Here is a 23905-nt window from a genome sequence, read left to right as displayed (position 1 = left end):
CCGCCTGACCTTCCTTGTACAGCGCGACGACACTGGCGCTGCCGGTCGTCGCGGAGTAGCCGGTAAACTGCGTGGCTACATCGACCTTGACCAAACTGTTGTAGTCCATGCCAAACGAGCTGGCAGAACGGGCGCGTACGCGCTGGGCGTCCATTTCACGCTCGAAGCCGGCTTCGTCGAGGGTCAGATTGCGCTCGCGGGCAATGTCGCCCGTCAGGTCCATCGGGAAACCATAAGTGTCGTAAAGCTTGAACACGACTTCACCCGGCACCACGGTGCCCTGGAGGTCGGCCAGATCCTGCTCGAGAATTTTCAGGCCCTGCTCGAGGGTCTTGGCGAACTGCTCTTCTTCGCCTTTCAGCACGCGCTCGATATGCGACTGCTGTTGCACCAGCTCAGGGAACGCAGCCCCCATCTCGGCGACCAGCGCCGCAACGATCTGGTAGAAGAAACTGCCCTTGGCACCCAGTTTGTTGCCGTGGCGGCAGGCACGCCGAATGATGCGGCGCAGTACATAGCCGCGACCTTCGTTGGAAGGCAGTACGCCATCGGCGATCAGGAAACCGCAGGAGCGAATATGGTCGGCCACGACTTTCAGCGAAGCCTGGTTGTCATTGCTGCAGCCGATGGCCTTCGCCGAGGCCGCCAGCAGGCTCTGGAACAGGTCGATTTCGTAGTTGGAATGCACGTGCTGGAGAACGGCGCTGACACGCTCAAGCCCCATACCGGTATCAACCGATGGCGCTGGCAGCGGATGTAACACGCCATCGGCCGTACGGTTGAACTGCATGAATACGTTGTTCCAGATTTCAATGTAACGGTCACCGTCTTCTTCCGGCGAGCCTGGCGGGCCACCCCAGATTTCAGGACCGTGATCGAAGAAAATTTCGCTGCAAGGACCACACGGGCCAGTGTCGCCCATGGTCCAGAAGTTATCGGAAGCGTACGGTGCGCCTTTGTTGTCACCGATGCGAACCATGCGCTCGGCAGGCACGCCGATCTCTTTGGTCCAGATATCGTAGGCTTCGTCGTCGGTCGCATAGACCGTGACCCAGAGTTTTTCCTTGGGCAGGTTCAGCCATTTCTCGGATGTCAGGAAAGTCCAGGCGTAGGTGATGGCATCTCGCTTGAAATAGTCACCGAAGCTGAAGTTGCCCAGCATTTCGAAAAAAGTGTGGTGACGAGCGGTATAGCCAACGTTTTCCAGATCGTTGTGCTTGCCACCGGCACGCACGCATTTCTGGCTGGTCACGGCGCGGGTGTAGGCGCGTTTTTCCTGGCCCAGGAAGCAATCCTTGAACTGGTTCATGCCTGCGTTGGTGAACAGCAGGGTTGGGTCATTGCCCGGAATCAAGGAGCTTGAAGCGACACGGGTGTGGCCTTGCTCTTCGAAGAAGCCAAGGAAGGCTTCACGGATTTCTGCGCTTTTCATAGGTTCTTCCACGGAGACTGCGGCCAGAGGCAAGTGCAAAACGTCAGATGACGTAGCGACGGCAAAGGGCCGCATTATATAGGCGTTGCGCCCTCGGTACAGTGTGTTTGTGCGATAGAAACAAGTAACTGGATTATCGGCATGTCATGAGTGTTCAAAGGCTGCAAATGCCGCGATGACTTGCTCGACCTGCGCGCGCGACACATTCAGATGAGTCACCATGCGCAGCCGCGAAGCGGCCGTAAGCACGATGCCACGCTCGGCGCAGAAGGCCTTGAGCGACGCGGCACGGTCACCGGCATGCACGTAGACCATGTTGGTCTGTACCGGCTCGACCGGGTAACCGAGACCGCTCAGGCCCTCGGCCAGAAACGCTGTGTTGGCATGGTCATCCGCCAGCCGCTCGACCTGATGATCCAGCGCATAAAGTCCGGCAGCGGCAAGCCCTCCCGCCTGACGCATGCCGCCACCCAGCATCTTGCGCAAGCGCCGCGCCCTCGCAATCAACGGCTGCGATCCGCACAATACCGAGCCGACCGGGGCACCCAGCCCCTTGGAGAGACAGACCGAAACCGAATCGAAGTGCCGGGTAATCTCGCGTACATCGACGCCCAGCTTGACCGATGCGTTGTACAGGCGCGCACCATCCAGGTGGAGGGCGAGGTTCTTTTCCTGTGTCAGCGTGCGTGCGGCGGCCAGGTATTCCAGCGGCAGCACCTTGCCTTGCATGGTGTTTTCCAGCGCCAGCAGACGTGTACGTGCAAAGTGAAAATCATCGGGCTTGATGGTGTCGAGTACCTGCTGCAAGTCCAGCGAGCCGTCAGCCTGCACGTCCAGAGGTTGCGGCTGGATAGAACCCAGCACCGCGGCACCGCCGCCTTCGTATTTATAGGTATGCGCCTGCTGACCGACGATGTATTCGTCGCCACGCTCACAGTGCGCCATCAACGCCAGCAGATTGCTCATGGTGCCGGACGGGACAAACAGCGCAGCATCGAACCCGAGGCGCTCGGCGAGCGTCGCTTCGAGCAGATTGACCGTCGGGTCCTCACCGTAGACGTCATCGCCAACGGGCGCACGCGCCATGGCGTCAAGCATCCCGGGCGTGGGCAGAGTCACTGTGTCGCTGCGCAGATCGATGACAGTCACGAAAAAGCTCCCTGAAGTTGAAGATCGATAATGCATGCAACCTTTGGCTTGCAACAAGGCATTACTGAGGCCGCAGCACATGATAATCAAGCGCCATCGGTCTCGATACTCCATGCCCTTATAAGAAAAAGGTAGGTGCACCGTACGAAAGTGTCCATGCATGATCCGGCGAACTGTGATAAAAATCCTGCGCCGGCCACGTAAAGTGACGGCAACGTTCTCAGGGCGGGGTGCAATTCCCCACCGGCGGTAATGGCGCGCAATGCGTCTAGCCCGCGAGCGCTTGAGGGTCGCGGCTTTGGCTGGCGATTGGCAAGGTCAGCAGATCCGGTGTGATTCCGGGGCCGACGGTCATAGTCCGGATGAAGAGAGAGCGGGATTGGTGTCTGCAAGAACGTCTGCAAAACCTTCCCATGAACGACATCGTTCAGGAGGCTTTCCTACGCGACTTGAATCCCTTTCGATCCAAACGCCCTGTTTTTTTCATAAACAGGAGTCAGAACACGTGCAACCTACTGCAATCGACAGCAAAAGCAAAAGCCACTCCAACGAACGCGTCGCCTTCATCCAGGCCTGCTGGCACAAGGATATCGTCGATCAAAGCCGTAAAGGTTTTATCGCCGAAATGGCCAATCACGGCTACGCCGAAAGTGATATCGACATCTTTGAAGTGGGCGGTGCATTTGAAATCCCGCTGCATGCAAAACTGTTGGCCAATACCGGTCGCTACGCAGGCATCGTTGGTGCTGCGCTGGTGGTGGACGGCGGTATCTATCGTCACGAATTCGTCGCGCAGTCAGTGGTCAGCGCACTGATGCAGGTTCAGCTGGAAACCGAAGTGCCGGTGTTCTCCGTGGTCCTGACGCCGCACCACTTCCATGCGGGTGAAGAGCACCAGAAGTTCTTCTTCGATCACTTCGTGCACAAGGGCGAGGAAGCGGCCAAGACCTGCGCTGATACCCTGAACAAGGTACGCAGCCTGCGACGCCTGGATGCTCAGCAAAAAGCGGCCTGCTGAAACGCGCAGCAGCGGCACGAGACGCGTTCGTCCGAACAACTCTCGTTCCGTAGGCTCTGCGTGGCAAAGAGGACGCGAAGCGTCCTGAACGGCATGCAGACGCAGCGCGTCGCACGATAGCCGACGGGATCCCGGTCGAGGTTATCGTTCCCACGCTCCAGCGTGGGAATGCCGTTCGGGACGCTCTGCTTCCGGTCTTGAGGATGCCGGGCGATCAGCCGAGGCTATCCGCATCAGTGGGTACGATCAGAATCCCCGCCCGCAGGCCGTTTTTGACCTTCGGGTTGGGGAATATGATCCTTGCCCCCTCCTCCTCAACCACCCAGCGTGAACCGCCCGCGTCTTCGGCCAGTAGGTAGCCCTTCTCAAGCGGGGAGAAGTTTTCCACGGCATCTGCCAGGTTGAACGTGAATGCGTCTGTGCGCTTGATGACTTCGCGTGCCACGCTGAACAGTTGCAACCCTTCAAGATGTTCATCCAGCTCGGGCTCGGTAGCTTCGATGATCTGCTCCAGGCGCAAGCGCAACGGCGCGAGGTTGACTTGTTGGTTCTGGCCGAACGGGCGAGCCTTGCCCAGTTCCAGAGTGAAGGCTTCGGCGCCCAACTGATCGTAGGTATAGGCGCTGAACACAATGGACGGCTTGTTCTGCAGCAGCACCGCACTCATGCCCGCAGCACGCAGCCGGGCCAGCTCAAGACGCGAGTGCCGACGGCCTTCTTTCCACGGGTACAGTGCGAACTGCTCGATCTTCGAGCCGCGAATGGCAGTGTGTAGATCGTAATGCAGCCGGTAACGATCGGGCAGGCTGAAAAAACTGGCGGCCAGCCGTTCCAGCTCACAGGCGCGCAGAGCTTCCACTCCACCGCTTTGCAAATGACGGCCATTGAACAGCCGATTGACGTCCTGTTCGACAAAACGCGTACCACGCCGCATGGCGTCCGGGTTGCCGAACAGGAAAAGAATACGTGCGCGCGGTTTGAGGTCGCCGCGCGCGATGCTGCGGATCAGTTCATCCAGCAGCTCGATGGGAGCCGTCTCATTGCCATGAATACCGGCGGACAGCAGCAGGTCGGTGCCCTTGTCCTGTGCCTCGGGCGGGCGGACTTCCAGCGCGCCCTCGCCCATCCATCGCATACGCACGCCTTCGACGGTCAGTTGAGTCTTTTCCGTTGGCTCACGTCCAGCCAGGGTCAGTTCAAGCAGTTTGCCGAGGGCGAGCATAGGGCAACTTCCTTAGTGGTTGCAGTCAGGACCGTGAACGTGGCCGTCTTCGTCGGCACCTGCGTCGGCCGGTTCCATTTCCAGTTGCAGGCTGACCAGATTGGTCGCCAATGGACGCAGCAGCAGGTTGGCATATTCGGCATCGTCTTCTTCCACGTCGACACCGATCAACAACTGGCCACGGCCGTCCTGCTGAATCCACAACTCCTTGCCCTGCCAGATGACGGCAACGCGGGTGCAGGAAGTTTCCAGTTGGGTGCCATCGGTGTCTTCAAGGATCAGTTGCAGGGCGTCGCTCATAGTCGGAATGCTCTAGATAAGTAAATCATGCGCCGGACATCTGCCAGACGCGCAGGGTGTTTCAATTCAGTTGAAACGGATAGACCGCACCCAGTTTAAGGATTTGCGTCAGTTCATCCAATGCCGTACGGCATTCGGTCAGCAGGCGGGGGTCGGCCAGATCGTTTTCACTCATACGATCACGGTAGTGCCTGTCGACCCATTGCGTCAGTGTTTCATACAGCGGCGCGGTCATGATCACACCAGGATTCACCGCCGCCAACTCGGTTTCGTTGAGCGCCACACGCAGTCGCAAGCATGCGGGGCCACCGCCGTTCTGCATGCTTTGCTTGAGGTCGAAGACCTTGACCTGGGCAATCGGGCTGTCATCGGCAATCAGTCGTTGCAGGTAAGCCCAGACGCTCGCACTGGCCTGACATTCCTGCGGAACAACCAGCAGCATCGAGCCATCGGGACGCGACAACAGCTGACTGTTGAACAGGTACGAGCGCACCGCATCCTGAACCGAGACGTCGGCACGCGGTACACAAATCGCCCGCAACTGCCCGCCGAAACGGCTGAGCTTGTCGCGCAACTCGTTAAGCATCGGTTCGGTATTGAGGAATGCATCTTCGTGATAGAACAGCACCTCGCCGTTGCCGACCGCGATCACATCGTTATGAAACACCCCTTGATCGATGACCGCCGGGTTTTGCTGACCATAGACCACGCCGCCCTCGTTCAGGCCGTGCAAGCGCGCGACGGCTCGTGACGCTTCAAGGGTCTGGCGGGCCGGATACTTTTGCGGTGCCGGATAGCGCGTATCGAACGCACTGCGGCCAAAGACGAAAAACTCCACACCGGCCTGGCCATAGTCCTGACAGAAACGCGTGTGATTGGCCGCGCCTTCGTCGCCGAACTGCGCGACTGACGGCAACGCCGGGTGATGGGCAAAGTGCTTCGCATCGGCAAACATTGCCCCCAGCACGCGGCTGGTGGTGGGGTGTTCGATGCTGCGATGGTATTTGCAGTTCAGGTTGGCGGCGGTGAAATGCACGCGCCCATCGGCAGTGTCGGCACTGGGGCTGACAGTCGCCGCGTTGGCCACCCACATGCTGGATGCCGAGCAACTGGCAACCAGCAGCGGCATGTCCTGACGGGCGGCTTTTTCAATGACGTGTTCGTCGCTACCGGTAAAACCCAACTGCCGCAGGCCGGCCACATCAGGGCGCTCCTGCGGTGCCAGCACGCCCTGGGTAAACCCCAGATCCATCAGCGCTTTCATTTTCGCCAGGCCTTGCAGCGCCGCTTCACGCGGGTTCGCGCATTGCTGGCTGTTACTTTGCGAGGCAACGTTACCGTAGGACAACCCGCCGTAGTTATGGGTTGGCCCGACCAGACCGTCAAAATTCACTTCACAGGACTTCATCGGCTAGGCTCCGTGGATCTGTTTTTATAAGCAATCGTGCACACACTGTCAGTTCAGCCGGATACCGGGGGTCAGTGTCGCAGGCAGGGTCAGGCTGCCTGCCTCCAGCGACGCCACCGGATAAGCGCAATAGTCGGCCGCGTAATACGCGCTGGCGCGGTGATTGCCCGAGGCGCCTACACCACCGAACGGTGCACTGCTGGCAGCTCCGGTCAACTGCTTGTTCCAGTTGACGATTCCGGCGCGGCTGTGCAGCCAGAACTGCCGGTAGCGTGCTTCGGAGTCCGAGAGCAAACCCGCCGCAAGACCATAGCGAGTGGCATTGGCTTCGGCGATGGCAGCGTCGAAACCGGTGTAACGGATGACTTGCAGCAGTGGGCCGAACAGCTCTTCGTCGGGCCGGTCGGTGACCGAAGTAACATCGACAATGCCCGGCGTCAGCAGCGCAGCGCCAGGCTGCGGCTGGCGCATTTCCAGCAGCGAGACCGCCCCATCGGCGAGCAGATTGCGCTGCGCGTCGAGCAAGGCGCGTGCGGCCTCCAGCGAAATGACCGAGCCCATGAATGGGGGGGGTTGCTGATCGAACGCCCCTGTTTCGATGGTCGCGCTGACTGCGACCAGTCGCGCCAGCAAGGCATCGCCCCAGTCGCCCTCGGGCACCAACAGGCGACGCGCACAGGTACAGCGCTGGCCTGCGGAAATGAAGGCTGACTGAATGATGGTGTAAACCGCCGCATCGATATCCTGAACCTGATCGACGATCAGTGGATTGTTACCGCCCATTTCCAGCGCGAGAATCCTGTCGGGGTGCCCGGCGAACTGCTGGTGCAGCGCATTGCCGGTCCCACTGGAACCGGTGAAAAACAGCCCGTCGATGCCTGGATTGGCAGCCAGTGCAATACCGGTTTCGCGCCCGCCCTGCAGCAGGTTCAGGACCCCGGCCGGCAAGCCTGCTTCGATCCAGCACTTGACGGTCAGTTCGGCGACTTTCGGCGTCAGTTCGCTGGGTTTGAACAACACCGTGTTGCCCGCCAGCAAGGCCGGAACAATGTGGCCGTTGGGCAGGTGACCGGGAAAGTTATAGGGCCCGAATACGGCGACCACGCCATGTGGCTTGTGGCGCAATACAGCTGTAGCGTCACCCAGCGGGCCGCTTTTCTCACCGGTTCTTTCACGATAGCTCTGCACCGAGATCGCAATCTTGTTGACCATGCTGGTCACTTCAGTCGCCGACTCCCACAACGGTTTGCCGGTCTCTTCACCGATACAGTGCGCCAGCGTGTCCGCATGGTGCTTGAGTCTGGCAGCGAAGGCTTCCAGCACGGCGATACGTTGATCCAGAGACAGCAGCGCCCAGGCGGAAAATGCCTGACGCGCAGCCTGTACCGCCTGATCGACCTGCTCGACTGTTGCGGCCTGACCGGACCACAGTACCTGCTGAGTCACCGGATTCAGCGAATTGACCACTTCACCCTGCCCGTTCTGCCAAACACCAGCGATATAAAGACTACTCATCAAACGCCCTCCCGCGCGGCAGAAAGCGGCACTGCGCGCACGTTGTCACCCGCGCTCATGCGCAGACGCTTGGCAGTTTGCGGTGCCACGACCAGCGTACCGGCGGCGAAACGCGCAGCGCCTACCGTCACGCGGCAATCCTCCCGCTTGCGGTTGTAGATCAGGAACTGAGGGGCATCGTCGCCTGGCGTGCCGATGGCCAGTACCAGCGCCTGGCTGTCCTTGATCGCGCGAATCTTGCCGGTCTCGCACTCGATGGCAGGTCCCGCGTCGAAGATGTCGACATAGCCCTGATACGAAAAGCCCTCGCCCTTGAGCATGGTCAACGCCGGCTCGGTGTCGGCATGCACGCGGCCGATCACGTTGCGTGCGTCTTCGGAAAGAAAGCAGCTGTACAGCGGAAACTTGGGCATCAGCTCGGCAATGAATGCCTTGTTGCCCACGCCAGTCAGGTAATCGGCCTGGCTGAACTCCATTTTGAAAAAATGCCGTCCCAGACTTTCCCAGAATGGCGAGCGGCCATTCTCGTCGGACATGCCCCGCATCTCGGCGATGATCTTGTTACCGAACAGGGCGGGAAACTCTGCGATGAACAGCATGCGCGCCTTGGACAACAGGCGGCCGTTGAGGCCGTTACGCGAATCGCTGTGCAGGAATAGCGAGCACAGCTCGGAATTGCCGGTCAGGTCGTTGGCCAGGAACAGGGTCGGAATTTCCCGGTAGATGTTCAGCTCCTGTGAAGCGCTGACCGTCAGGCCGACGCGATAGTTGTACCAGGGTTCGCGAAGACCGACCGCGCCAGCGATGGCGGAAATTCCGACCACCCGGCCGTCGTCATCTTCGAGCACGAACAGGTAGTCGGCATCGCCGCGCTCGGCTTCTCCGCGAAAGGTCTTCTCAGACCAGCCTACCCGGTGCGCCAGACGCTGCTCGTTGGCGGGCAGGGTCGTCAGACCGGCACCGGTGCTGCGCGCCAGCTCGATCAACGCGGGCAGGTCGCTGCTGCGTACAGGACGAACGATCATGTTTTCTCCTCAGCGGCTCATCGAGAGCCTTGAAACTCGCTAATCGGCTATCGAACGTCCGGCTCAGACCGCGACGATACGCACACTGGCACCTTCACCTACGCCCAACGCGTCGGCGGCCTGCAGACTCAGCACCACCGGCCTGCCGGGTGCCCAGTCCAGTTCCAGGAGCACCGCGCGGTAATCCTGCAACAGACCGTTGGCCACCAGGTACAGACGACCGCCATTGCCGACATCGCTGCTTTGCGCGGTGTCGACCTTGACCGGCACCAGACGGCTCTGGGCAATGGACCGGATGCCCGAGACCTTGGCATGCAGGGTCGGGCCGCCGTCGAAGATGTCGATGTAATGATCGGTTTCAAAACCTTCGCGCATCAGAATATCGAAGGTGATCTGCGCACGTGGATGCACCTGGCCCATGGCTTCCTGCGCTGCGTCGGGCAGCAACGGCACGTAGATCGGGTAATGCGGCATCAGCTCGGCGAGGAAGGTCCGGCTTTTCAGCCCGCACAGGCGCTCGGCGGCGGCATAGTTAAGGTCGAAGAAGTTACGCCCGATGGCATCCCAGAACGGCGAATCGCCGTGTTCGTCGCTGTAGCCGACGATTTCGGTGACCACCGAATCGGCGAAGCGCTCGGGATGACTGGCGACGAACAGCAGACGGCCGCGAGAGTTGAGCTCCGACCATGCCGTACCGACCAGCTCCGGGACCACGTAGAAACTGGTCAGCAGGCTGTTGCCGGTCAGGTCGTGACACTGGGACAGAACATGAATCTTGTTATGAATCTTCAGTTCACGTGACGCATGCACGAAGGTTTCGTTGCGAAAGCTGTAGAACGGCTCGGAATAGCCGGCAGACGCTACAATGCCCGAGCACCCCACAAGCTTGCCGCTTTCGCTGTCTTCCAGCACAAAGAAGTAGGTTTCTTCACCGTTGAAACTGACCTCGGCGGCAAACGAGGCCTCCGATGAGCCGATCTTGTCGGTCAGACGGCCAGCATCGTCGGGCAAGGACGTGACACCGATAGGGCTGTCGGCAGCGAGGCGTTGAACCTCGGCCAGATCAGCCATTTGCGCAGGGCGCATTACCAGCATGGTGCCACTCCTTGTAGATCGACCAGCCTTTAAGACCGGCGCTAGTAAAAGCACCACACGGCGTCAGGCCGCATGGCGCAGGGAACAGGTGCGGCACCCGCCATCAGGCGGACGCCGCAAGGCTGCAATCGAGTCAGGATGTCAGTTTGGCAATGGCGCGTTCAAAGCGGTTCAGGCCCTCTTCGATGTCCGCGTCTTCAATCACCAGGCTTGGCGCGAAACGGATCACGTCAGGGCCGGCCTGCAGAATCATCAGGTCCTGAGCTTCGGCCGCATTGAAGATGTCCTTGGCCTTGCCTTTCCAGGCGTCGGACAGCACGCAGCCAATCAACAGGCCAAGGCCGCGCACTTGGGTAAACACGCCGTATTGCTGACCAATGCTTTCCAGGCGGGTCTTGAATTGTTGATGCTTGCGCTGCACGCCAGCCAGCACCTCAGGCGTATTGACCACATCAATTACCGCCTCACCGACCGCACACGCCAGCGGGTTGCCGCCGTACGTGGTGCCGTGGACGCCGACCGCAAAGTGCCTGGCGAGTTTTTCAGTGGTGAGCATGGCCGCCAGCGGGAAACCGCCACCGATGCTCTTGGCGCTGGAAAGGATGTCGGGGGTCACACCGTAATGCATGTAGGCAAACAGATGACCGCTACGGCCCATACCGCTTTGTACTTCATCGAACACCAGCAGCGCATTGTGTTCATCACACAGCTTGCGCGCGCCTTGCAGGTATTCCAGCTGACCCGGCAGAACGCCACCCTCACCCTGAATCGGCTCCAGCACCACGGCACAGGTCTTGTCCGTTACGGCAGCCTTCAAGGCTTCGAGGTCGTTGTAAGGGACGTGGCTGATACCGGTAATCTTCGGCCCGAAACCATCGGAATATTTCGGCTGTCCTCCCACGCTCACGGTGAACAGGGTACGGCCGTGAAAACTGTTTACCGCTGCGATGATCTCGTACTTGTCCGGACCGTGCAGGTCATGTGCAACCCGGCGCGCCAGCTTGAAGGCCGCTTCGTTGGCTTCGGCACCCGAGTTACAGAAAAAAACGCGCTCGGCGAACGTCGCATCCACCAGCTTTTTGGCCAGACGCAGAGTCGGCTCGTTGGTGAAGACGTTGGACACATGCCAGAGGTTATTGGCCTGCTCGGTCAAGGCACCGACCAGCGCCGGATGGCAATGGCCCAGTACGTTGACGGCGATCCCGCCCGAGAAGTCCACCAGTTCGCGCCCCGCCTGATCCCAGACTCGGGAGCCCGACCCGCGCACAGGTATGAACCCGGCCGGGGCGTAATTGGGGACCATTACCTGGTCGAAATCGGCGCGTTGCACCGCAGCATGCTCAACGGACATCGGAGTCTCCTGATGAGGAACGCCTGCCTGAAACTGGCGAGCGATGGGAAGATTGTAAGGACTGAATTCTGTTCGGCCTTGTCGCCAGGCGACAACTTGTTACAGCGCAAAACCGGCTTTTTTCAAGGTTTTCGGCAATGCGACATATTGCGTCACAAAGGCGCAGTTTAAACAGATTGAGCGCGGGTGTCTGGGCCTGCGCTGTCGATGCAGCGCATCTGTTGCAAGCGCAGATCAACCGCGCTCGGCAGGCACCGGCGAAAGTTCGAACGGGCTGCTGCTGCGTCGCTGATTGCGGTCTTCACGTGGCGTTGCACCGAAGAAGTTTCGGTAAGCGCTGGAGAAGTGCGGCCCCGAGGAAAAACCGCACGACAGGCCGATCTGAATGATCGACTTGCTGGTCTGCATCAGCATCTGGCGCGCCTTGTTCAGGCGCAGCTCCAGGTAATACTGGCTTGGCACGCGGTTCAGGTACTGCTTGAAAATCCGCTCCAGCTGACGGCGCGACACGCACACGTGCTGGGCGATTTCGTCAGTGGTCAACGGCTCTTCGATGTTGGCTTCCATCAACAGCACAGCCTGAGTCAGCTTCGGATGACTTGAGCCCAGACGGTTCTGCAACGGAATGCGCTGGCGCTCGCCACCTTCGCGAATGCGCTCGACCACCAGCTCTTCGGACACCGCTCCGGCCAGCTCGGCACCATGATCACGCGACAACACTGCCAGCAGCAGGTCGAGCACCGACATGCCACCGCAAGCGGTGAGACGATCCCGATCCCAGTCGAACAGATGGCTGGTGGCAATGACTTTGGGGAAGCGCTCGGCGAAGTCGTCCTGCCAGCGCCAGTGCACGGCAGCACGGTAGCCATCCAGCAGGCCCAGTTGGGCGAGCGGGTAAACGCCCGCCGACAGCCCGCCAATCGAACAGCCGGCCCGCACCAGTTGCTTGAGCGCACTGCCAAGCGCCGGAGCCACCGCCGACGGCGGCTCATCGGCCAGCAAAAACAGCTTCTGGAAACCGTCCAGTCGACCGCTCCAGGGCTCCCCCGGCAATTGCCATGCACCGGCAATCGCTGCGGGCTCCGCAACCTCGGCCTGCAGAAACGACAATTCGTAGGCCACGTCAGGATGAACACGCTGAGCAACACGCAAGGCTTCTTCGGCAAGTGCCAGGGTCAGCGCTTTGGTGCCAGGCCAGACGAGAAAACCTATTCGATGGGCAGTCATTGGGACATCCGATACGTATTGCCGCAAAAGCCGAGCGTCAGAAGATGGCTCGATCTGGAACATTCAGGTCATGTCGCGCGTCGCGCAGCATGCCCTGTTCTGCCGTAAAAAGGCATCGCAATGCGATGCCGATCGTCACTTTAGGCTGCCGGACAAAAACTGCTGCAAACGTTCGGTCTGCGGATTGGCCAGCACCTCGCGCGGATCGCCCCGCTCCAGGACTACACCCTGATGCAGAAAAATCAGCTGGTTGGAGACTTCCCGGGCAAAGCCCATTTCGTGAGTGACCACCACCATGGTCCGGCCTTCCTGAGCCAGCCCCTGCATGACCTTGAGCACGTCACCCACCAGCTCCGGATCCAGTGCCGACGTCGGCTCGTCGAACAGCATCACCTCAGGCTCCATCGCCAGTGCACGGGCAATCGCTACCCGCTGCTGCTCGCCACCGGACATGTGTCCAGGGTAAGCATCCTTGCGGTGGGCAACACCGACCTTGGCCAGGTAGTGCTCGGCCTTTTCCAGCGCTTCCTTTTTCGACACGCCCAGCACGTGAACCGGCGCCTCGATGATGTTCTGCAAGGCAGTCATGTGCGACCACAGATTGAAATGCTGAAACACCATCGACAAGCGCGAGCGCATGCGCTGCAACTGCCTGGCGTCTGCAGCTTTCAGGCCGCCGTCCTTGTTCGGTACAAGCTTCAACTCTTCGTTGTTGAGCAGGATCTTGCCGGCATGGGGCTGTTCGAGCAGGTTGATGCAGCGTAGAAAAGTGCTTTTGCCCGAGCCGCTGGAGCCGATGATACTGATGACATCGCCAGCTCTGGCAGTCAGGGACACGCCCTTGATCACTTCGTGACTGCCATAGCGCTTGTGCAGGTCCTGCACTTCCAGTTTGTTCATGCTTTGGGTTTCCACAGAACGGTCAATCACTGAGCAGACGTCCGTGACGCAGCGCAGTGCGCCCTGCCACTTTAGCCAGCCAGAAACCTGGTTGAGCGTAACGAAGCCGCTCGATGGCAAACAACACCCCGGCAGTATTCGCACAAATGGTACTGACCTGATCGGACAGCGGATCGATGACTTCGAACAGCGGATCGCCGATTTCGACCCTGTCGCCTGCGGCACGCAGGAATGTCACCACGCCGGGATGCGGCGCATAAAGCAATTCGGTACCTTCGAATGGCATGCCTTCACAGGCTTCATGTGCAGGCTGCGGCCAGTCGCCGCTGATAAAGCCCTGCTCGGCCAGAAACGCCAGAATGCCTTCGGCGTGTGCTTGTGCCTGAGGCCTGCCGGTATCGGCCTGACCGCCCAACTCGATGGTAGTCGCCAGACACGCCAGCGGAATCTGCGCCTGCGGGAAGAACCGCGAAAGACGTAACCACGGCAGCGAGCAGGCCTCATCGAAGGAACTGCCGCCGGAGTCCTCGGCCAGCAACGCCACCTGAATGTTCAGGTGCGCCGACAACGAGCGCCATTGCGGCCAGTGCTGCGGCAAGGCATACATGTGCAGCGCGGCATCGGCATCGCAATGCAGATCAAGGACTACATCAGCTATACAGGCATGCTTGAGCAGAATGCGCTGCATGCCCTGCAACTCGGATTGTGCAGCAGGCAGGCCGTCCAGTGCAGTGGTCATTGCCTGACGAATCAACTGCGTGTTGGCGCGCGGATCATCGCCCAACTGGCCCTCCAGCAACTCCGCAACCGGCTCGCTCAACTCGGTGAAATCACGGTTGAAATTCTTGCCGCTGCCGAACTCGAAGCGCCCCTGGTGTGAGCCTTGCAGCAACTGCCCCAGCCCTAGCGGGTTGGCCACCGGCACCAGCTCGATAACACCTTTGAGCAGCCCCTGCTGTTCCAGCACGGTCAGGCGCTTTTTCAACTCCCAGGCGGTGCGCATACCAGGCAGTTCATCGGCATGCAGACTGGCCTGGATGTAGGCCTTGCGCTCGCCGGTGCCGAAGCGGAAGACGCTCAGCGTGCGTTCGGTGCCGAGACTGCTCCACGGCAATACATGGTCGATTCTTTGCATTTCAGACCTTCCGAGGGGCGAGATAGCCCAGCCAGCGACGTTCGGCAATCTTGAACAGCCGCACCAGAATGAATGTCAGGCACAGATAGAAAACGCCTGCGGTGACGTAAGCCTCGAAAGGCAGGTAGAACTGCGCATTGACTGTGCGCGCGGCACCGGTAATGTCGATCAGGGTCACAATAGAGGCCAGACTGGTCGTCTGCAGCATCATGATGACCTCATTGCTGTACTGCGGCAGTGCCCGGCGCAATGCCGACGGCAACAGAATACGGCGGTACATCTTTGCCTTCGACATGCCCATGGCCCGAGCCGCCTCGATTTCACCGGCCGGCGTGGCCTTGAGGCTGCCAGCGATGATCTCGGCCGTGTAGGCACTGGTGTTGATGGCAAACGCCAGGCAGGCACAAAAGGTGGCGCTGGACAGCCAGGGCCATAGAAAGCTTTCGCGCACCGCACCGAACTGGGCAAGTCCGTAGTAGATCAGGAACAATTGCACCAGCATTGGCGTGCCGCGAATCACATAGGTGTACAGCCACGCCGGCAGGTTGACCCACGGGTTTTTCGATACTCGCATCAAGCCCAGCGGCAAGGCCGCGAGCAGCCCGAACGCGAGAGAAATCGCCAGCAGTTTCAGGGTGGTCAGCAAGCCGCCGAAGTACAGCGGCAGGCTGTCCCAGATCACGTTGTAGTCAAAGATCATAGATCAGCCGCCCTGACGCCTGCCGAGTAGCGTTTTTCGAGGTAACGCAGCGCAAGCAGCGAAACGCTGGTAATCACCAGATACATCGCCGCAACCGCCAGAAAAAAGGTGAAAGGTTCGCGGGTGGCATCGGCCGCCTGCTTGGCCTTGAACATCATGTCCTGCAGACCGACCACGGAAATCAGCGCAGTGGCCTTGGTCAGTACCAGCCAGTTGTTGGTAAAACCGGGGATCGCCAGACGAATCATCTGCGGCACCAGAATGCGGAAGAATACCTTGCCGCTGCTCAGGCCATACGCCATGCCGGCCTCGGCCTGCCCTTTGGGAATCGCCATGAAGGCACCGCGAAAGGTTTCCGAGAGATAGGCCCCGAAGATAAAGCCCAGCGTGCAGATCCCGGCCAGCAGCGGATCAAGGTCGATGTAGTCGTCGAACCCCAGCAAGGGCGCGACGCGGTTGAGCAGGTCCTGACCGCCGTAGAAGATCAGCAGGATCAGGACCAGATCGGGAATGCCGCGAATCACCGTGCTGTAAAGATCGCCCAGCCAGGCAATCCAGCGGACCGGCGAAAGCCGCAGCGCCACGCCGATCAGACCGAGAACGATCGCCAGAGCCATCGACGACAGGGCCAGCTGCAACGTCAGCCAGGCACCTTCGAGGATGACAGCTCCGTAACCTTTCAACATGATGTGCGGTCCTCAAGCGTGGAATAAAAATGGCGCAATCCAGGCAGTTCTGTTTGCGCCACTGATCAGTACCGGTACGACGATTTACTTGCCGTAGATATCGAAGTCGAAATACTTGTCCTGGATCGCCTTGTACTTGCCGTTGGCACGGATCGCGGCAATGGCGGCATTGAGACGCTCAAGGTTGGCCTTGTCACCCTTGCGCACGGCGATGCCGATACCGTCACCGAAGTATTCAGGGTCGGTGAACGCTGGACCTGTGAACGCATAGCCCTTGCCTGCATCGGTTTTCAGGAAACCATCCTGCAGCAGCGTGGCATCGGCGATGGTGCCGTCCAGACGACCGGCACCGATGTCCAGATAGATTTCGTTCTGCGAACCATAGGGCGTCACTTCCACGCCTTTGGGCGCGAGGACTTCACGTGCGAAACGCTCGTGGATCGAACCGCGCTGCACGCCGATCTTCTTGCCCTTGAGTTCAGCCAGGCTGTCGCTGATCACTGTGCCGTCCTTCATGACCAGACGCGCCGGGGAATTGTAATACTTGCCGGTGAAGTCGACAGACTTCTTGCGGTCGTCGGTGATGGACATCGACGAAAGGATGGCGTCGATCTTGCGCACTTTCAGCGCCGGGATAAGGCCATCGAATTCCTGCTCGACCCAAGTGCACTTGACCTTCATTTCTTCACACAGCGCATTGCCGATGTCGTAGTCGAAGCCGACGATGCTGCCATCCGGGGCCTTGGAAGCGAACGGCGGGTAAGCCGCTTCGATGCCGATTTTCAGTGGTTTTTCATCAGCAAAGATCGGCTGGGCGAGCACGGACAACGCCATCGCGCCAATAAGCATGAGCTTTTTCATTTCCAGGACTCCATCGGTAAAGCACGACAAGTGGCAAAGTGAGCAAGCGCCCAATGTGCGAAAGGACAATCTCGGGGGAGAGCGACGCCGGACGCGTGACACCGCATTGGCGGCTCACAGACCTTCGGCGAATGAGGGGCATTTTAACGACAGGCTCGAAGTCGATATTTCTTCAATGCGACAACTAGTTACAGAAGCGCATGAAAGCCCACCACCAGCTATTGACGAAGCATGTTTCTACTGATCCAGAAGAACAACCTCAACCTGTGATAACAGCAAAAAGCGCGCCCATTATTGGCAAACCCTTCTAATCCGGCAAGCCCAGCGTTTCATGTGGTGGATGAAAGGCCAAAATGCGTCGTGCTTTCCCACAAAAAAGTCGGCCAACGTCCCACAACGAAGCACCGCCCGACAACGTCGTGTAAACCCGTAACAAACCGATATATATCCCGTTTCCAGTGCCGGGCCCGAAAACAAAAGCGCCCCGCCAGGCTTTCACCGGACGGGGCGCATTCAAGCGATCAATGATCGATCAGGCAGCGTTCATGGTCTTGTGCGTGTCAATCAGGTGCTGCACCACACCCGGATCGGCCAGCGTCGAAATATCCCCCAGCGCATCGTATTCGGCGGTCGCAATCTTGCGCAGGATGCGGCGCATGATCTTGCCCGAACGGGTCTTCGGCAGGCCAGGAGCCCATTGAATGAAGTCCGGAGAAGCGATCGGGCCGATCTCCTTGCGCACCCAGTTGCGCAGCTCGGTGCGCAGTGCGTCACTCGGTTCCTCGCCCCCATTGAGCGTGACGTACACGTATATGCCCTGCCCTTTCAAGTCGTGTGGCACGCCGACCACGGCGGCTTCGGCAACTTTAGGGTGCGCAACCATCGCGCTTTCAATCTCGGCCGTCCCCATGCGGTGGCCGGAAACGTTGAGCACGTCGTCCACCCGCCCGGTGATCCAGAAATAACCGTCCTCGTCACGACGGGCGCCGTCACCGGTGAAGTACATGCCACGGAATGTCTTGAAATAAGTATCGACGAAACGATCGTGATCGCCGTACAGCGAGCGTGACTGGCCTGGCCAGGAATCGAGAATCACCAGATTGCCCTCGGCTGCGCCCTCGATAAGGTTGCCCAGATTGTCCACCAGCGCCGGAATCACACCAAAGAACGGCCGTGTCGCCGAGCCCGGCTTCAGCGCGGTTGCACCCGGCAATGGGCTGATCAGGATGCCGCCGGTTTCTGTCTGCCACCAAGTATCGACAATCGGGCAGTTCTGTTTGCCAACGGTGTCGTAGTACCAGCCCCAGGCTTCCGGGTTGATCGGCTCGCCCACCGAACCCAGGAGACGCAGGCTCGAGCCATCGGCACCCTCAACGGACTTGGTGCCTTCGGCCATCATGGCGCGAATGGCAGTAGGCGCGGTGTAGAGGATATTGACCTTGTGCTTGTCGATGATTTTCGACACACGTGTGATGTCCGGATAGTTCGGCACACCTTCGAACAACAGCGTGGTTGCACCATTGGCCAGAGGCCCGTAGACAATATAGCTGTGCCCGGTTACCCAGCCGACGTCGGCGGTGCACCAGTAGATTTCACCGGGCCTGTAGTCGAACACGCGCTCGTGGGTCAGCGCCGCATAGAGCAGATACCCTGCAGTGGTGTGCAGCACGCCCTTGGGTTTGCCGGTCGAGCCCGAGGTGTAAAGGATGAACAGCGACTCTTCGGCACCCATCTCTTTGGGTGCGCAGGTGCTGGACGCCACCTCAAGAAGCGAGTGGTACCAGATGTCACGATGACGGTTCCACTCGATGTCGCCACCGGTGCGCTTGCAGACGATGACTTTCTGCACGCTGCTGGTTTCCGGATTGGTCAAGGCACGGTCGACGTTGGCCTTGAGCGCAGTCTTTTTGCCGCCACGCAGGCCTTCGTCGGCAGTGATGACCACTTTCGAACTGCAATCGATGATCCGTCCCGCCAGTGCTTCCGGCGAGAACCCGCCGAACACCACCGAGTGAATGGCACCGATACGGGCGCATGCCAGCATGGCGACCACAGCCTCGGGAATCATCGGCATGTAGATGGTGACGACATCGCCGCGGTGCACATCCTGACCGCGCAGTGCATTGGCAAACTTGCAGACTTCCTCGTGCAGCTCGCGATAGGTGATTTCACGATGCTCGGACGGGTCGTCCCCCTCCCAGATAATGGCGATGCTGTCGCCGCGCTCGGCCAGATGGCGGTCCAGGCAGTTATAGGCAACGTTCAACGTACCGTCGGCAAACCATTTGATGTCGACGCGGTGATCATCGAAGGACGTCTGTTTGACGACAGTGAAAGGTTTGATCCAGTCGAGGCGCTGAGCCTGTTCACGCCAGAAACCATCAGGGTTGACCACCGACTGCTGGTACATGGCCTTGTAGGTCGCTTCATCCGTCAGCGTAGTCGCTGCGACTTCTGGGCGGACGGGGTACAGGGAAGCTGCACTCATCTTGGTTACCTCGGTGGATAGTTGTTGTTTTATGCCCCTGTTGTATCCCGCCCCAACCGGTGGGGCCATTCGACGTTGGTCTTACCGGCGAAACCGGAGCGTCAAGCCATACGCGCGGAGCGGCTGTCAGATTATTACCATTTTGATAAAAGCGCTTATCCAAAGTCTTTATATATGCGCTGCCTCAACAGGCATAGAATTCGATCCGCCAACACGGCAAACATCAACTGCCCCCACGCAGTGTTGTTCCCACTCGAAAAACGTGTCCAACCGTTTTAACACATGACGTCAAAAAACGTGATGCGACGGCGCTCACATTCAAACAGGTAAAAACATAATGAAAGCTTTATTAGTGGCACTGGCCCTTTGCGGTGTCAGCAGCCTTGCCATGGCCGAAGAATCGCAGACCAAAGTGGCCGCCCAGCAAGCCCGCGTCGAGCAATACACATACGGTACGCATCTGGATATCGCACGGGTTATCTCCATCAGCCAGATCCCCAATGTCTGCCAGGTGGTCCCGGCGCGCATGGTGTATGAAGACTCGCAAGGCGCACGACACACCATGAGCTATCAGGTAATGGGCAACGGCTGCAGCAACGGTTGAGGTTACCCGCTGCAGCTGTGTATATATGTGCATAACGCCTCGCAGATATTGATTGCGAGGCGCATGCACGGCGTGAGTGGTCGTGCGATCAATCGGCAGATCGTTGATCGGCCGCGTGCCGACCTGATTCCCGGCCCACGTCATAGTCACGCAACTTGTTGGCAATCGTTGTATGAGACACCCCCAAACGCCTGGCCAATTGACGACTGCTGGGATAGTGCGCATATAAATGTTCCAGCACCGACTTTTCGAAGCGCCCGATAATAGCGCTCAACCCGCCTTCGAGAGACATATCGTTCAACCCGGGCCGCACACCGTAATCCGGTAAACGAATATGCTCGGCCTGCACCTTGTCGCTTTCGCAAAGCGATACAGCCTGAAACAATACATTTTCCAGCTGCCGCACATTGCCGGGCCAGTGATACTGACCCAGGCGCTGAATGGCCGCTGCCGAAATGCCTGGCAACGGGCAACCGATCTGGCGGCTGGCGTGATCCAGAAAGTGCTCGACCAGCGGCTCAAGGCCGTCCAGACAGTCGCGCAACGGCGGTATGTGCAGCGACAGCACATTGAGGCGATGGTAAAGGTCCTGCCTGAACGCCCCTTGGGCGCACAGCTCCGACAGGTCGACCTGGGTCGAACACATCACTCGCACATCGAGAAACATGTCTTCGTCACTGCCAACACGGCGAAAGCTGCCGTCTTGAATGAAGCGCAACAGCTTGGCCTGCATGCGCGCGCTCAGCTCACCCACGCCATCCAGGAACAGTGTGCCGCCCGCCGTCAGTTCCAGCAGCCCTAATCGACCCTCGGCTCTCGCCCCTTCGAACGCGCCCGGGTCATAGCCGAACAACTCGATCTCGGCCATCGACTCCGACAGCCCGGCGCAGTTGAGCGCCATCAGCGGGGATTGGCCGCGCGGGCTGGCGAGGTGACAGGCACGGGCCAGTAATTCCTTGCCGGTGCCGGTTTCGCCCTCGATCAGCAGGGGCGCGTCCAGTGGCGCCATGCGTCGCGCCTCGCGGACTACCGCAGCCATGACTTTCGAACTTTGAAAGATGCTGTCGAAACCGCGCAATTCCTGCTTGCGCACATGGTAGATGCGCTCACCGACCCGATCAGCGCGGTGCAGCGTCAGCACGGCACCGGCCATGGCTTCGCTGTCGTCGTGTTCCGATTGCAACGGGGCGATGTCGGCGAGAAATACATCACCGCGCACCTTGACCCGCAGACCATTGATCCGTGACTGACTGGCACGCACCAGCTCGGGCAAGTCGAAATCTTCGGCATAGCGCGACAATGGTATGCCCGGCACCTCATCGACCCGCACGCCCAGTAACTGCGCCGCTGCACGGTTGGCCGCAACGATTGCACCGGCCATGTCGATGGACAGCACAGGGAACTCCAGCGCGCCAAGCAGAGCGTTGAGTTCCATATGCCGACGCTCGCTGGGCATCAACCCGACGCGCTTGACGCCGAACACGCCGGTGATCGCCTCGAACTTCGGACGCAGGGCCTGAAACTGCAGGTTCATCAGATTCGGGCAATGCAGATAGATCGCGTCGCCATGCTCGCCACCCACCTCACCGCGCGCCACGTTGACGCCATAGGCCACCAGCAGATCGAGAATGTCGCGAAGGATGCCGATCCGGTTCTGGCAGTGCACCTTGATACGCATGGGGCATTCGCTCCTGTAAGCGTGTTTTTCAGTCAATGACAAAACTTGCCGTCAACAATACGTTACAGACGCGCGCTTCGCGAGGACCCGCAGAGCTGTATTTATGTCGAGCGAAGACCAATAGTAAAGTTTTCGTTACGGGGCTGAGCAAAAACACTGGCGCAAGAGGGCTTTCCCGTACTGACCACAGGCCGAAAGCGGGTTATTCCTGCAGTCAGGCTTTTACAAAAATACGTCGACAAAAACAGCCTTTCGAGGATATCAGCATGGCCCAGACGCTTTACGTGGCACGCGAGCCGGACGCTTCGGGCTTCATTGATTACACCGCAGGCGAACATGCGGTATGGAACACTCTGATTACCCGGCAGATGAACATCATCCAAGGGCGTGCCTGCCAGGAGTATCTGGACGGTATCGAGCAACTGGGCCTGCCCCTCGATCGCATTCCACAGCTGGGTGAAATCAACAAGGTGCTGGATGCGGCCACCGGCTGGCAGGTTGAGCGAGTGCCCGCGCTGATTCCCTTCCAGACGTTCTTTGAACTGTTGGCCAGCAAGCGCTTCCCGGTAGCGACCTTTATTCGCACCGAGGAGGAACTGGACTATCTGCAGGAACCGGACATCTTTCATGAAATCTTTGGTCACTGCCCGCTGCTGACCAATCCGTGGTTTGCAGAATTCACCCATACCTACGGCAAACTCGGCCTGAGTGCCAGCAAGGAACAACGCGTGTACCTGGCCCGCCTGTACTGGATGACCATCGAATTCGGACTGGTCGATACGCCTCAGGGGCGAAAAATCTATGGCGGCGGCATTCTTTCTTCGCCCAAGGAAGCCCTGTATAGCCTGTCTTCAGCCCCTGTGCATCAGCCTTTCGAACCGCTTGAAGCGATGCGCACGCCTTACCGGATCGACATTCTGCAACCGCTGTATTTTGTCCTGCCAAATCTAAAGCGCCTGTTCGACCTGGCGCATGAGGACATCATGGCGCTGGTCGGGCAAGGCATGCGGTTGGGCTTGCACGCCCCCAGATTTCCACCTAAAACCAAAGACCATGCGGCCTGAAAGCGGCCAGGTATTTAAAAAGGAAACCCATTCATGAGCACGTTGAATCAAGCCCACTGCGAAGCCTGCAGCGCCAACGCCCCGCAAGTCAGCGAAGCCGAGTTGCCGGAACTGCTGAAGCAGATCCCCGACTGGAACATCGAAGTGCGCGATGGCGTCATGCAACTGGAAAAAGTGTTTCTGTTCAAGAATTTCAAATGGGCGCTGGCATTTACCAATGCGGTTGGCGAAATTGCCGAGGCTGAAGGTCATCACCCGGGGCTGCTGACCGAGTGGGGCAAAGTGACCGTGACCTGGTGGAGCCATTCGATCAAGGGACTGCACCGCAACGACTTCATCATGGCCGCGCGAACCGACGGTGTAGCGACAGGTGCAGAGGGCCGCAAATAATTTTGCAGAAAAATTTACAGGGATAAAGAGCGCTGTTTTTTGCGCTCTGGCCCAGGCAAAGCACCGTAAAACCATACCGTGCAGCGATTCGTGAGGGAGAGACCGGGACAGTAAAAATGCGATTTTGTTTCGCTGACACGCCGATGAGGATAAAAAAATATCCTGATTGTCATTTTCAGTGGGGTATCCTGCGCATGCTTTTTTAAAGCACGGTTCTATCTGCAACCCCTTGCGAGGAGCGACGACGATGCATGAAATCCCTAACTTCCCACCAGGCCAACAGGAACCGCAGCAGTCGACCCTGGCTCAACAGGAGCTTGGTCAACCTGTCGCAATGAAAGCAGCACCCTCGGCTCAAGACAGCCAGAAAGCCGGAAGCAAAGACTGAAGGCGATTGTTTTCAGGCGTATCGAAAAACGGTCTGGCCGATTTTCAATACGCCTGGAAAACCAGCAACAGGCAAACAGCAGATCCTCATGAGCGACTTCACTGAAACACAGGCCAGTGCCCTGATCGGCACCGCCGAGCAAATGATCGAAATCTGGTCACGCCTCAGCCCCGAAAAACAGAGCGCCCTGCTCGCCCGGTTCGGTACTCAGGAAAACGCCTTGGCTGCCCTTGTGACCACCCGGCTCGTAGCTCCGGCGAACAAATAAC

Annotated in this window: 22 protein-coding genes and 1 riboswitch; of the genes, 5 read left to right on the top strand and 17 right to left on the bottom strand. The window is 59.1% G+C overall.

What is annotated here, in order from left to right:
- Nucleotides 1–1432 (bottom strand): alanine--tRNA ligase (gene alaS / locus ALO80_RS11400; protein ID WP_083493240.1); only part of this gene is annotated, 1432 nt, incomplete at its 3' end.
- A 144-nt stretch (nt 1433–1576) separates the two neighbouring features.
- Entirely contained in the window at nt 1577–2581 is a 1005-nt protein-coding gene (gene ltaE, locus ALO80_RS11395) for a low-specificity L-threonine aldolase (protein ID WP_055009081.1), read from the bottom strand.
- Nucleotides 2582–2793: 212 nt separating this feature from the next.
- A riboswitch (FMN riboswitch) is annotated at nt 2794–2960 on the top strand.
- 126 nt (nt 2961–3086) lie between these two features.
- Here ltaE and ALO80_RS11390 point away from each other — a divergent pair.
- A complete protein-coding gene (locus ALO80_RS11390; RefSeq protein ID WP_055009080.1) occupies nt 3087–3599 on the top strand; it encodes a 6,7-dimethyl-8-ribityllumazine synthase in 513 nt (170 codons plus the stop codon).
- A gap of 214 nt (nt 3600–3813) precedes the next feature.
- Here ALO80_RS11390 and astE read toward each other — a convergent pair whose 3' ends face one another.
- The 14 genes from astE to acs all read right to left on the bottom strand — a co-directional run bounded on the left by astE (nt 3814) and on the right by acs (nt 19512).
- A complete protein-coding gene (gene astE, locus ALO80_RS11385) occupies nt 3814–4821 on the bottom strand; it encodes a succinylglutamate desuccinylase (protein WP_055009079.1) in 1008 nt (335 codons plus the stop codon).
- A gap of 12 nt (nt 4822–4833) precedes the next feature.
- On the bottom strand, nt 4834–5121 hold the full coding sequence (locus ALO80_RS11380; RefSeq protein ID WP_054984904.1) for a hypothetical protein: 288 nt from the start codon (nt 5119–5121) through the stop codon (nt 4834–4836).
- 61 nt (nt 5122–5182) lie between these two features.
- A complete protein-coding gene (astB, locus tag ALO80_RS11375) occupies nt 5183–6529 on the bottom strand; it encodes an N-succinylarginine dihydrolase (protein ID WP_055009078.1) in 1347 nt (448 codons plus the stop codon).
- A gap of 48 nt (nt 6530–6577) precedes the next feature.
- Nucleotides 6578–8047, bottom strand: coding sequence for a succinylglutamate-semialdehyde dehydrogenase (gene astD / locus ALO80_RS11370; protein WP_162491672.1), 1470 nt, complete (start codon nt 8045–8047; stop codon nt 6578–6580).
- Nucleotides 8044–9069, bottom strand: coding sequence for an arginine N-succinyltransferase (astA, locus tag ALO80_RS11365; RefSeq protein ID WP_055009076.1), 1026 nt, complete (start codon nt 9067–9069; stop codon nt 8044–8046). Before astA ends, astD begins: the two co-directional genes overlap by 4 nt.
- Before the next feature lie 63 nt (nt 9070–9132).
- On the bottom strand, nt 9133–10164 hold the full coding sequence (gene aruF / locus ALO80_RS11360) for an arginine/ornithine succinyltransferase subunit alpha (RefSeq protein ID WP_054984908.1): 1032 nt from the start codon (nt 10162–10164) through the stop codon (nt 9133–9135).
- A gap of 133 nt (nt 10165–10297) precedes the next feature.
- Nucleotides 10298–11515 carry an aspartate aminotransferase family protein gene (locus tag ALO80_RS11355; protein WP_054984909.1) on the bottom strand — a complete coding sequence of 406 codons (1218 nt, stop codon included), beginning with the start codon at nt 11513–11515 and terminating at the stop codon, nt 10298–10300.
- Nucleotides 11516–11749: 234 nt separating this feature from the next.
- The gene (argR, locus tag ALO80_RS11350) at nt 11750–12742 is read right to left on the bottom strand and encodes a transcriptional regulator ArgR (RefSeq protein ID WP_055006766.1); all 993 of its coding nucleotides are present in this window, start codon (nt 12740–12742) and stop codon (nt 11750–11752) included.
- A gap of 135 nt (nt 12743–12877) precedes the next feature.
- Nucleotides 12878–13642 carry an ABC transporter ATP-binding protein gene (locus ALO80_RS11345; protein WP_055009075.1) on the bottom strand — a complete coding sequence of 255 codons (765 nt, stop codon included), beginning with the start codon at nt 13640–13642 and terminating at the stop codon, nt 12878–12880.
- A 22-nt stretch (nt 13643–13664) separates the two neighbouring features.
- Nucleotides 13665–14777 carry a succinylglutamate desuccinylase/aspartoacylase family protein gene (locus ALO80_RS11340; protein WP_055009074.1) on the bottom strand — a complete coding sequence of 371 codons (1113 nt, stop codon included), beginning with the start codon at nt 14775–14777 and terminating at the stop codon, nt 13665–13667.
- A 1-nt stretch (nt 14778) separates the two neighbouring features.
- A complete protein-coding gene (locus tag ALO80_RS11335; protein ID WP_054984913.1) occupies nt 14779–15477 on the bottom strand; it encodes an ABC transporter permease in 699 nt (232 codons plus the stop codon).
- A complete protein-coding gene (locus ALO80_RS11330) occupies nt 15474–16163 on the bottom strand; it encodes an ABC transporter permease (protein ID WP_054984914.1) in 690 nt (229 codons plus the stop codon). The genes ALO80_RS11335 and ALO80_RS11330 overlap by 4 nt, the downstream gene beginning before the upstream one ends.
- An 84-nt stretch (nt 16164–16247) precedes the next feature.
- Complete coding sequence (locus tag ALO80_RS11325; protein ID WP_055009073.1) at nt 16248–17024, bottom strand: ABC transporter substrate-binding protein; 777 nt, start codon at nt 17022–17024, stop codon at nt 16248–16250.
- Between the two features lie 532 nt (nt 17025–17556).
- Nucleotides 17557–19512: an acetate--CoA ligase gene (acs, locus tag ALO80_RS11320; RefSeq protein ID WP_054984916.1), complete on the bottom strand. Its 1956-nt coding sequence runs from the start codon at nt 19510–19512 to the stop codon at nt 17557–17559.
- A gap of 337 nt (nt 19513–19849) precedes the next feature.
- On the opposite strand from acs, the gene ALO80_RS11315 reads away from it, so the two are divergent.
- On the top strand, nt 19850–20116 hold the full coding sequence (locus tag ALO80_RS11315) for a DUF2790 domain-containing protein (RefSeq protein WP_054984917.1): 267 nt from the start codon (nt 19850–19852) through the stop codon (nt 20114–20116).
- A gap of 88 nt (nt 20117–20204) precedes the next feature.
- On the opposite strand, the gene ALO80_RS11310 is transcribed toward ALO80_RS11315, so the two are convergent.
- A complete protein-coding gene (locus tag ALO80_RS11310) occupies nt 20205–21794 on the bottom strand; it encodes a sigma-54-dependent transcriptional regulator (protein WP_055009072.1) in 1590 nt (529 codons plus the stop codon).
- Between the two features lie 266 nt (nt 21795–22060).
- On the opposite strand from ALO80_RS11310, the gene phhA reads away from it, so the two are divergent.
- From phhA to ALO80_RS11295, 3 genes are all read left to right on the top strand, one after another.
- The gene (phhA, locus tag ALO80_RS11305; protein WP_055009071.1) at nt 22061–22858 is read left to right on the top strand and encodes a phenylalanine 4-monooxygenase; all 798 of its coding nucleotides are present in this window, start codon (nt 22061–22063) and stop codon (nt 22856–22858) included.
- Between the two features lie 33 nt (nt 22859–22891).
- Entirely contained in the window at nt 22892–23248 is a 357-nt protein-coding gene (locus ALO80_RS11300; RefSeq protein WP_054984920.1) for a 4a-hydroxytetrahydrobiopterin dehydratase, read from the top strand.
- A gap of 476 nt (nt 23249–23724) precedes the next feature.
- Nucleotides 23725–23904 (top strand): hypothetical protein, encoded by a 180-nt coding sequence (locus ALO80_RS11295; protein ID WP_054984921.1) that lies wholly within the window; start codon nt 23725–23727, stop codon nt 23902–23904.
- Nucleotide 23905 lies beyond the last annotated feature (1 nt).

Source organism: Pseudomonas caricapapayae, from assembly GCF_001400735.1.
GTDB lineage: Bacteria > Pseudomonadota > Gammaproteobacteria > Pseudomonadales > Pseudomonadaceae > Aquipseudomonas > Aquipseudomonas caricapapayae.
This window is presented reverse-complemented; position numbering and strand designations above follow the sequence as displayed.

What these genes read in the sequence shown, in the direction of transcription:
- astB (WP_055009078.1), bottom strand. Translation starts at nt 6,529, where the DNA reads ATGAAGTCCTGTGAAGTGAATTTTGACGGTCTGGTCGGGCCAACCCAT.
- acs (WP_054984916.1), bottom strand. Translation starts at nt 19,512, where the DNA reads ATGAGTGCAGCTTCCCTGTACCCCGTCCGCCCAGAAGTCGCAGCGACT.
- phhA (WP_055009071.1), top strand. Translation starts at nt 22,061, where the DNA reads ATGGCCCAGACGCTTTACGTGGCACGCGAGCCGGACGCTTCGGGCTTC.
- ALO80_RS11300 (WP_054984920.1), top strand. Translation starts at nt 22,892, where the DNA reads ATGAGCACGTTGAATCAAGCCCACTGCGAAGCCTGCAGCGCCAACGCC.
- astA (WP_055009076.1), bottom strand. Translation starts at nt 9,069, where the DNA reads ATGATCGTTCGTCCTGTACGCAGCAGCGACCTGCCCGCGTTGATCGAG.
- ALO80_RS11315 (WP_054984917.1), top strand. Translation starts at nt 19,850, where the DNA reads ATGAAAGCTTTATTAGTGGCACTGGCCCTTTGCGGTGTCAGCAGCCTT.
- ALO80_RS11310 (WP_055009072.1), bottom strand. Translation starts at nt 21,794, where the DNA reads ATGCGTATCAAGGTGCACTGCCAGAACCGGATCGGCATCCTTCGCGAC.
- ALO80_RS11325 (WP_055009073.1), bottom strand. Translation starts at nt 17,024, where the DNA reads ATGAAAAAGCTCATGCTTATTGGCGCGATGGCGTTGTCCGTGCTCGCC.
- ALO80_RS11345 (WP_055009075.1), bottom strand. Translation starts at nt 13,642, where the DNA reads ATGAACAAACTGGAAGTGCAGGACCTGCACAAGCGCTATGGCAGTCAC.
- ALO80_RS11355 (WP_054984909.1), bottom strand. Translation starts at nt 11,515, where the DNA reads ATGTCCGTTGAGCATGCTGCGGTGCAACGCGCCGATTTCGACCAGGTA.
- ALO80_RS11380 (WP_054984904.1), bottom strand. Translation starts at nt 5,121, where the DNA reads ATGAGCGACGCCCTGCAACTGATCCTTGAAGACACCGATGGCACCCAA.
- argR (WP_055006766.1), bottom strand. Translation starts at nt 12,742, where the DNA reads ATGACTGCCCATCGAATAGGTTTTCTCGTCTGGCCTGGCACCAAAGCG.
- ALO80_RS11330 (WP_054984914.1), bottom strand. Translation starts at nt 16,163, where the DNA reads ATGTTGAAAGGTTACGGAGCTGTCATCCTCGAAGGTGCCTGGCTGACG.
- ALO80_RS11295 (WP_054984921.1), top strand. Translation starts at nt 23,725, where the DNA reads ATGAGCGACTTCACTGAAACACAGGCCAGTGCCCTGATCGGCACCGCC.
- ALO80_RS11340 (WP_055009074.1), bottom strand. Translation starts at nt 14,777, where the DNA reads ATGCAAAGAATCGACCATGTATTGCCGTGGAGCAGTCTCGGCACCGAA.
- ALO80_RS11335 (WP_054984913.1), bottom strand. Translation starts at nt 15,477, where the DNA reads ATGATCTTTGACTACAACGTGATCTGGGACAGCCTGCCGCTGTACTTC.
- aruF (WP_054984908.1), bottom strand. Translation starts at nt 10,164, where the DNA reads ATGCTGGTAATGCGCCCTGCGCAAATGGCTGATCTGGCCGAGGTTCAA.
- astE (WP_055009079.1), bottom strand. Translation starts at nt 4,821, where the DNA reads ATGCTCGCCCTCGGCAAACTGCTTGAACTGACCCTGGCTGGACGTGAG.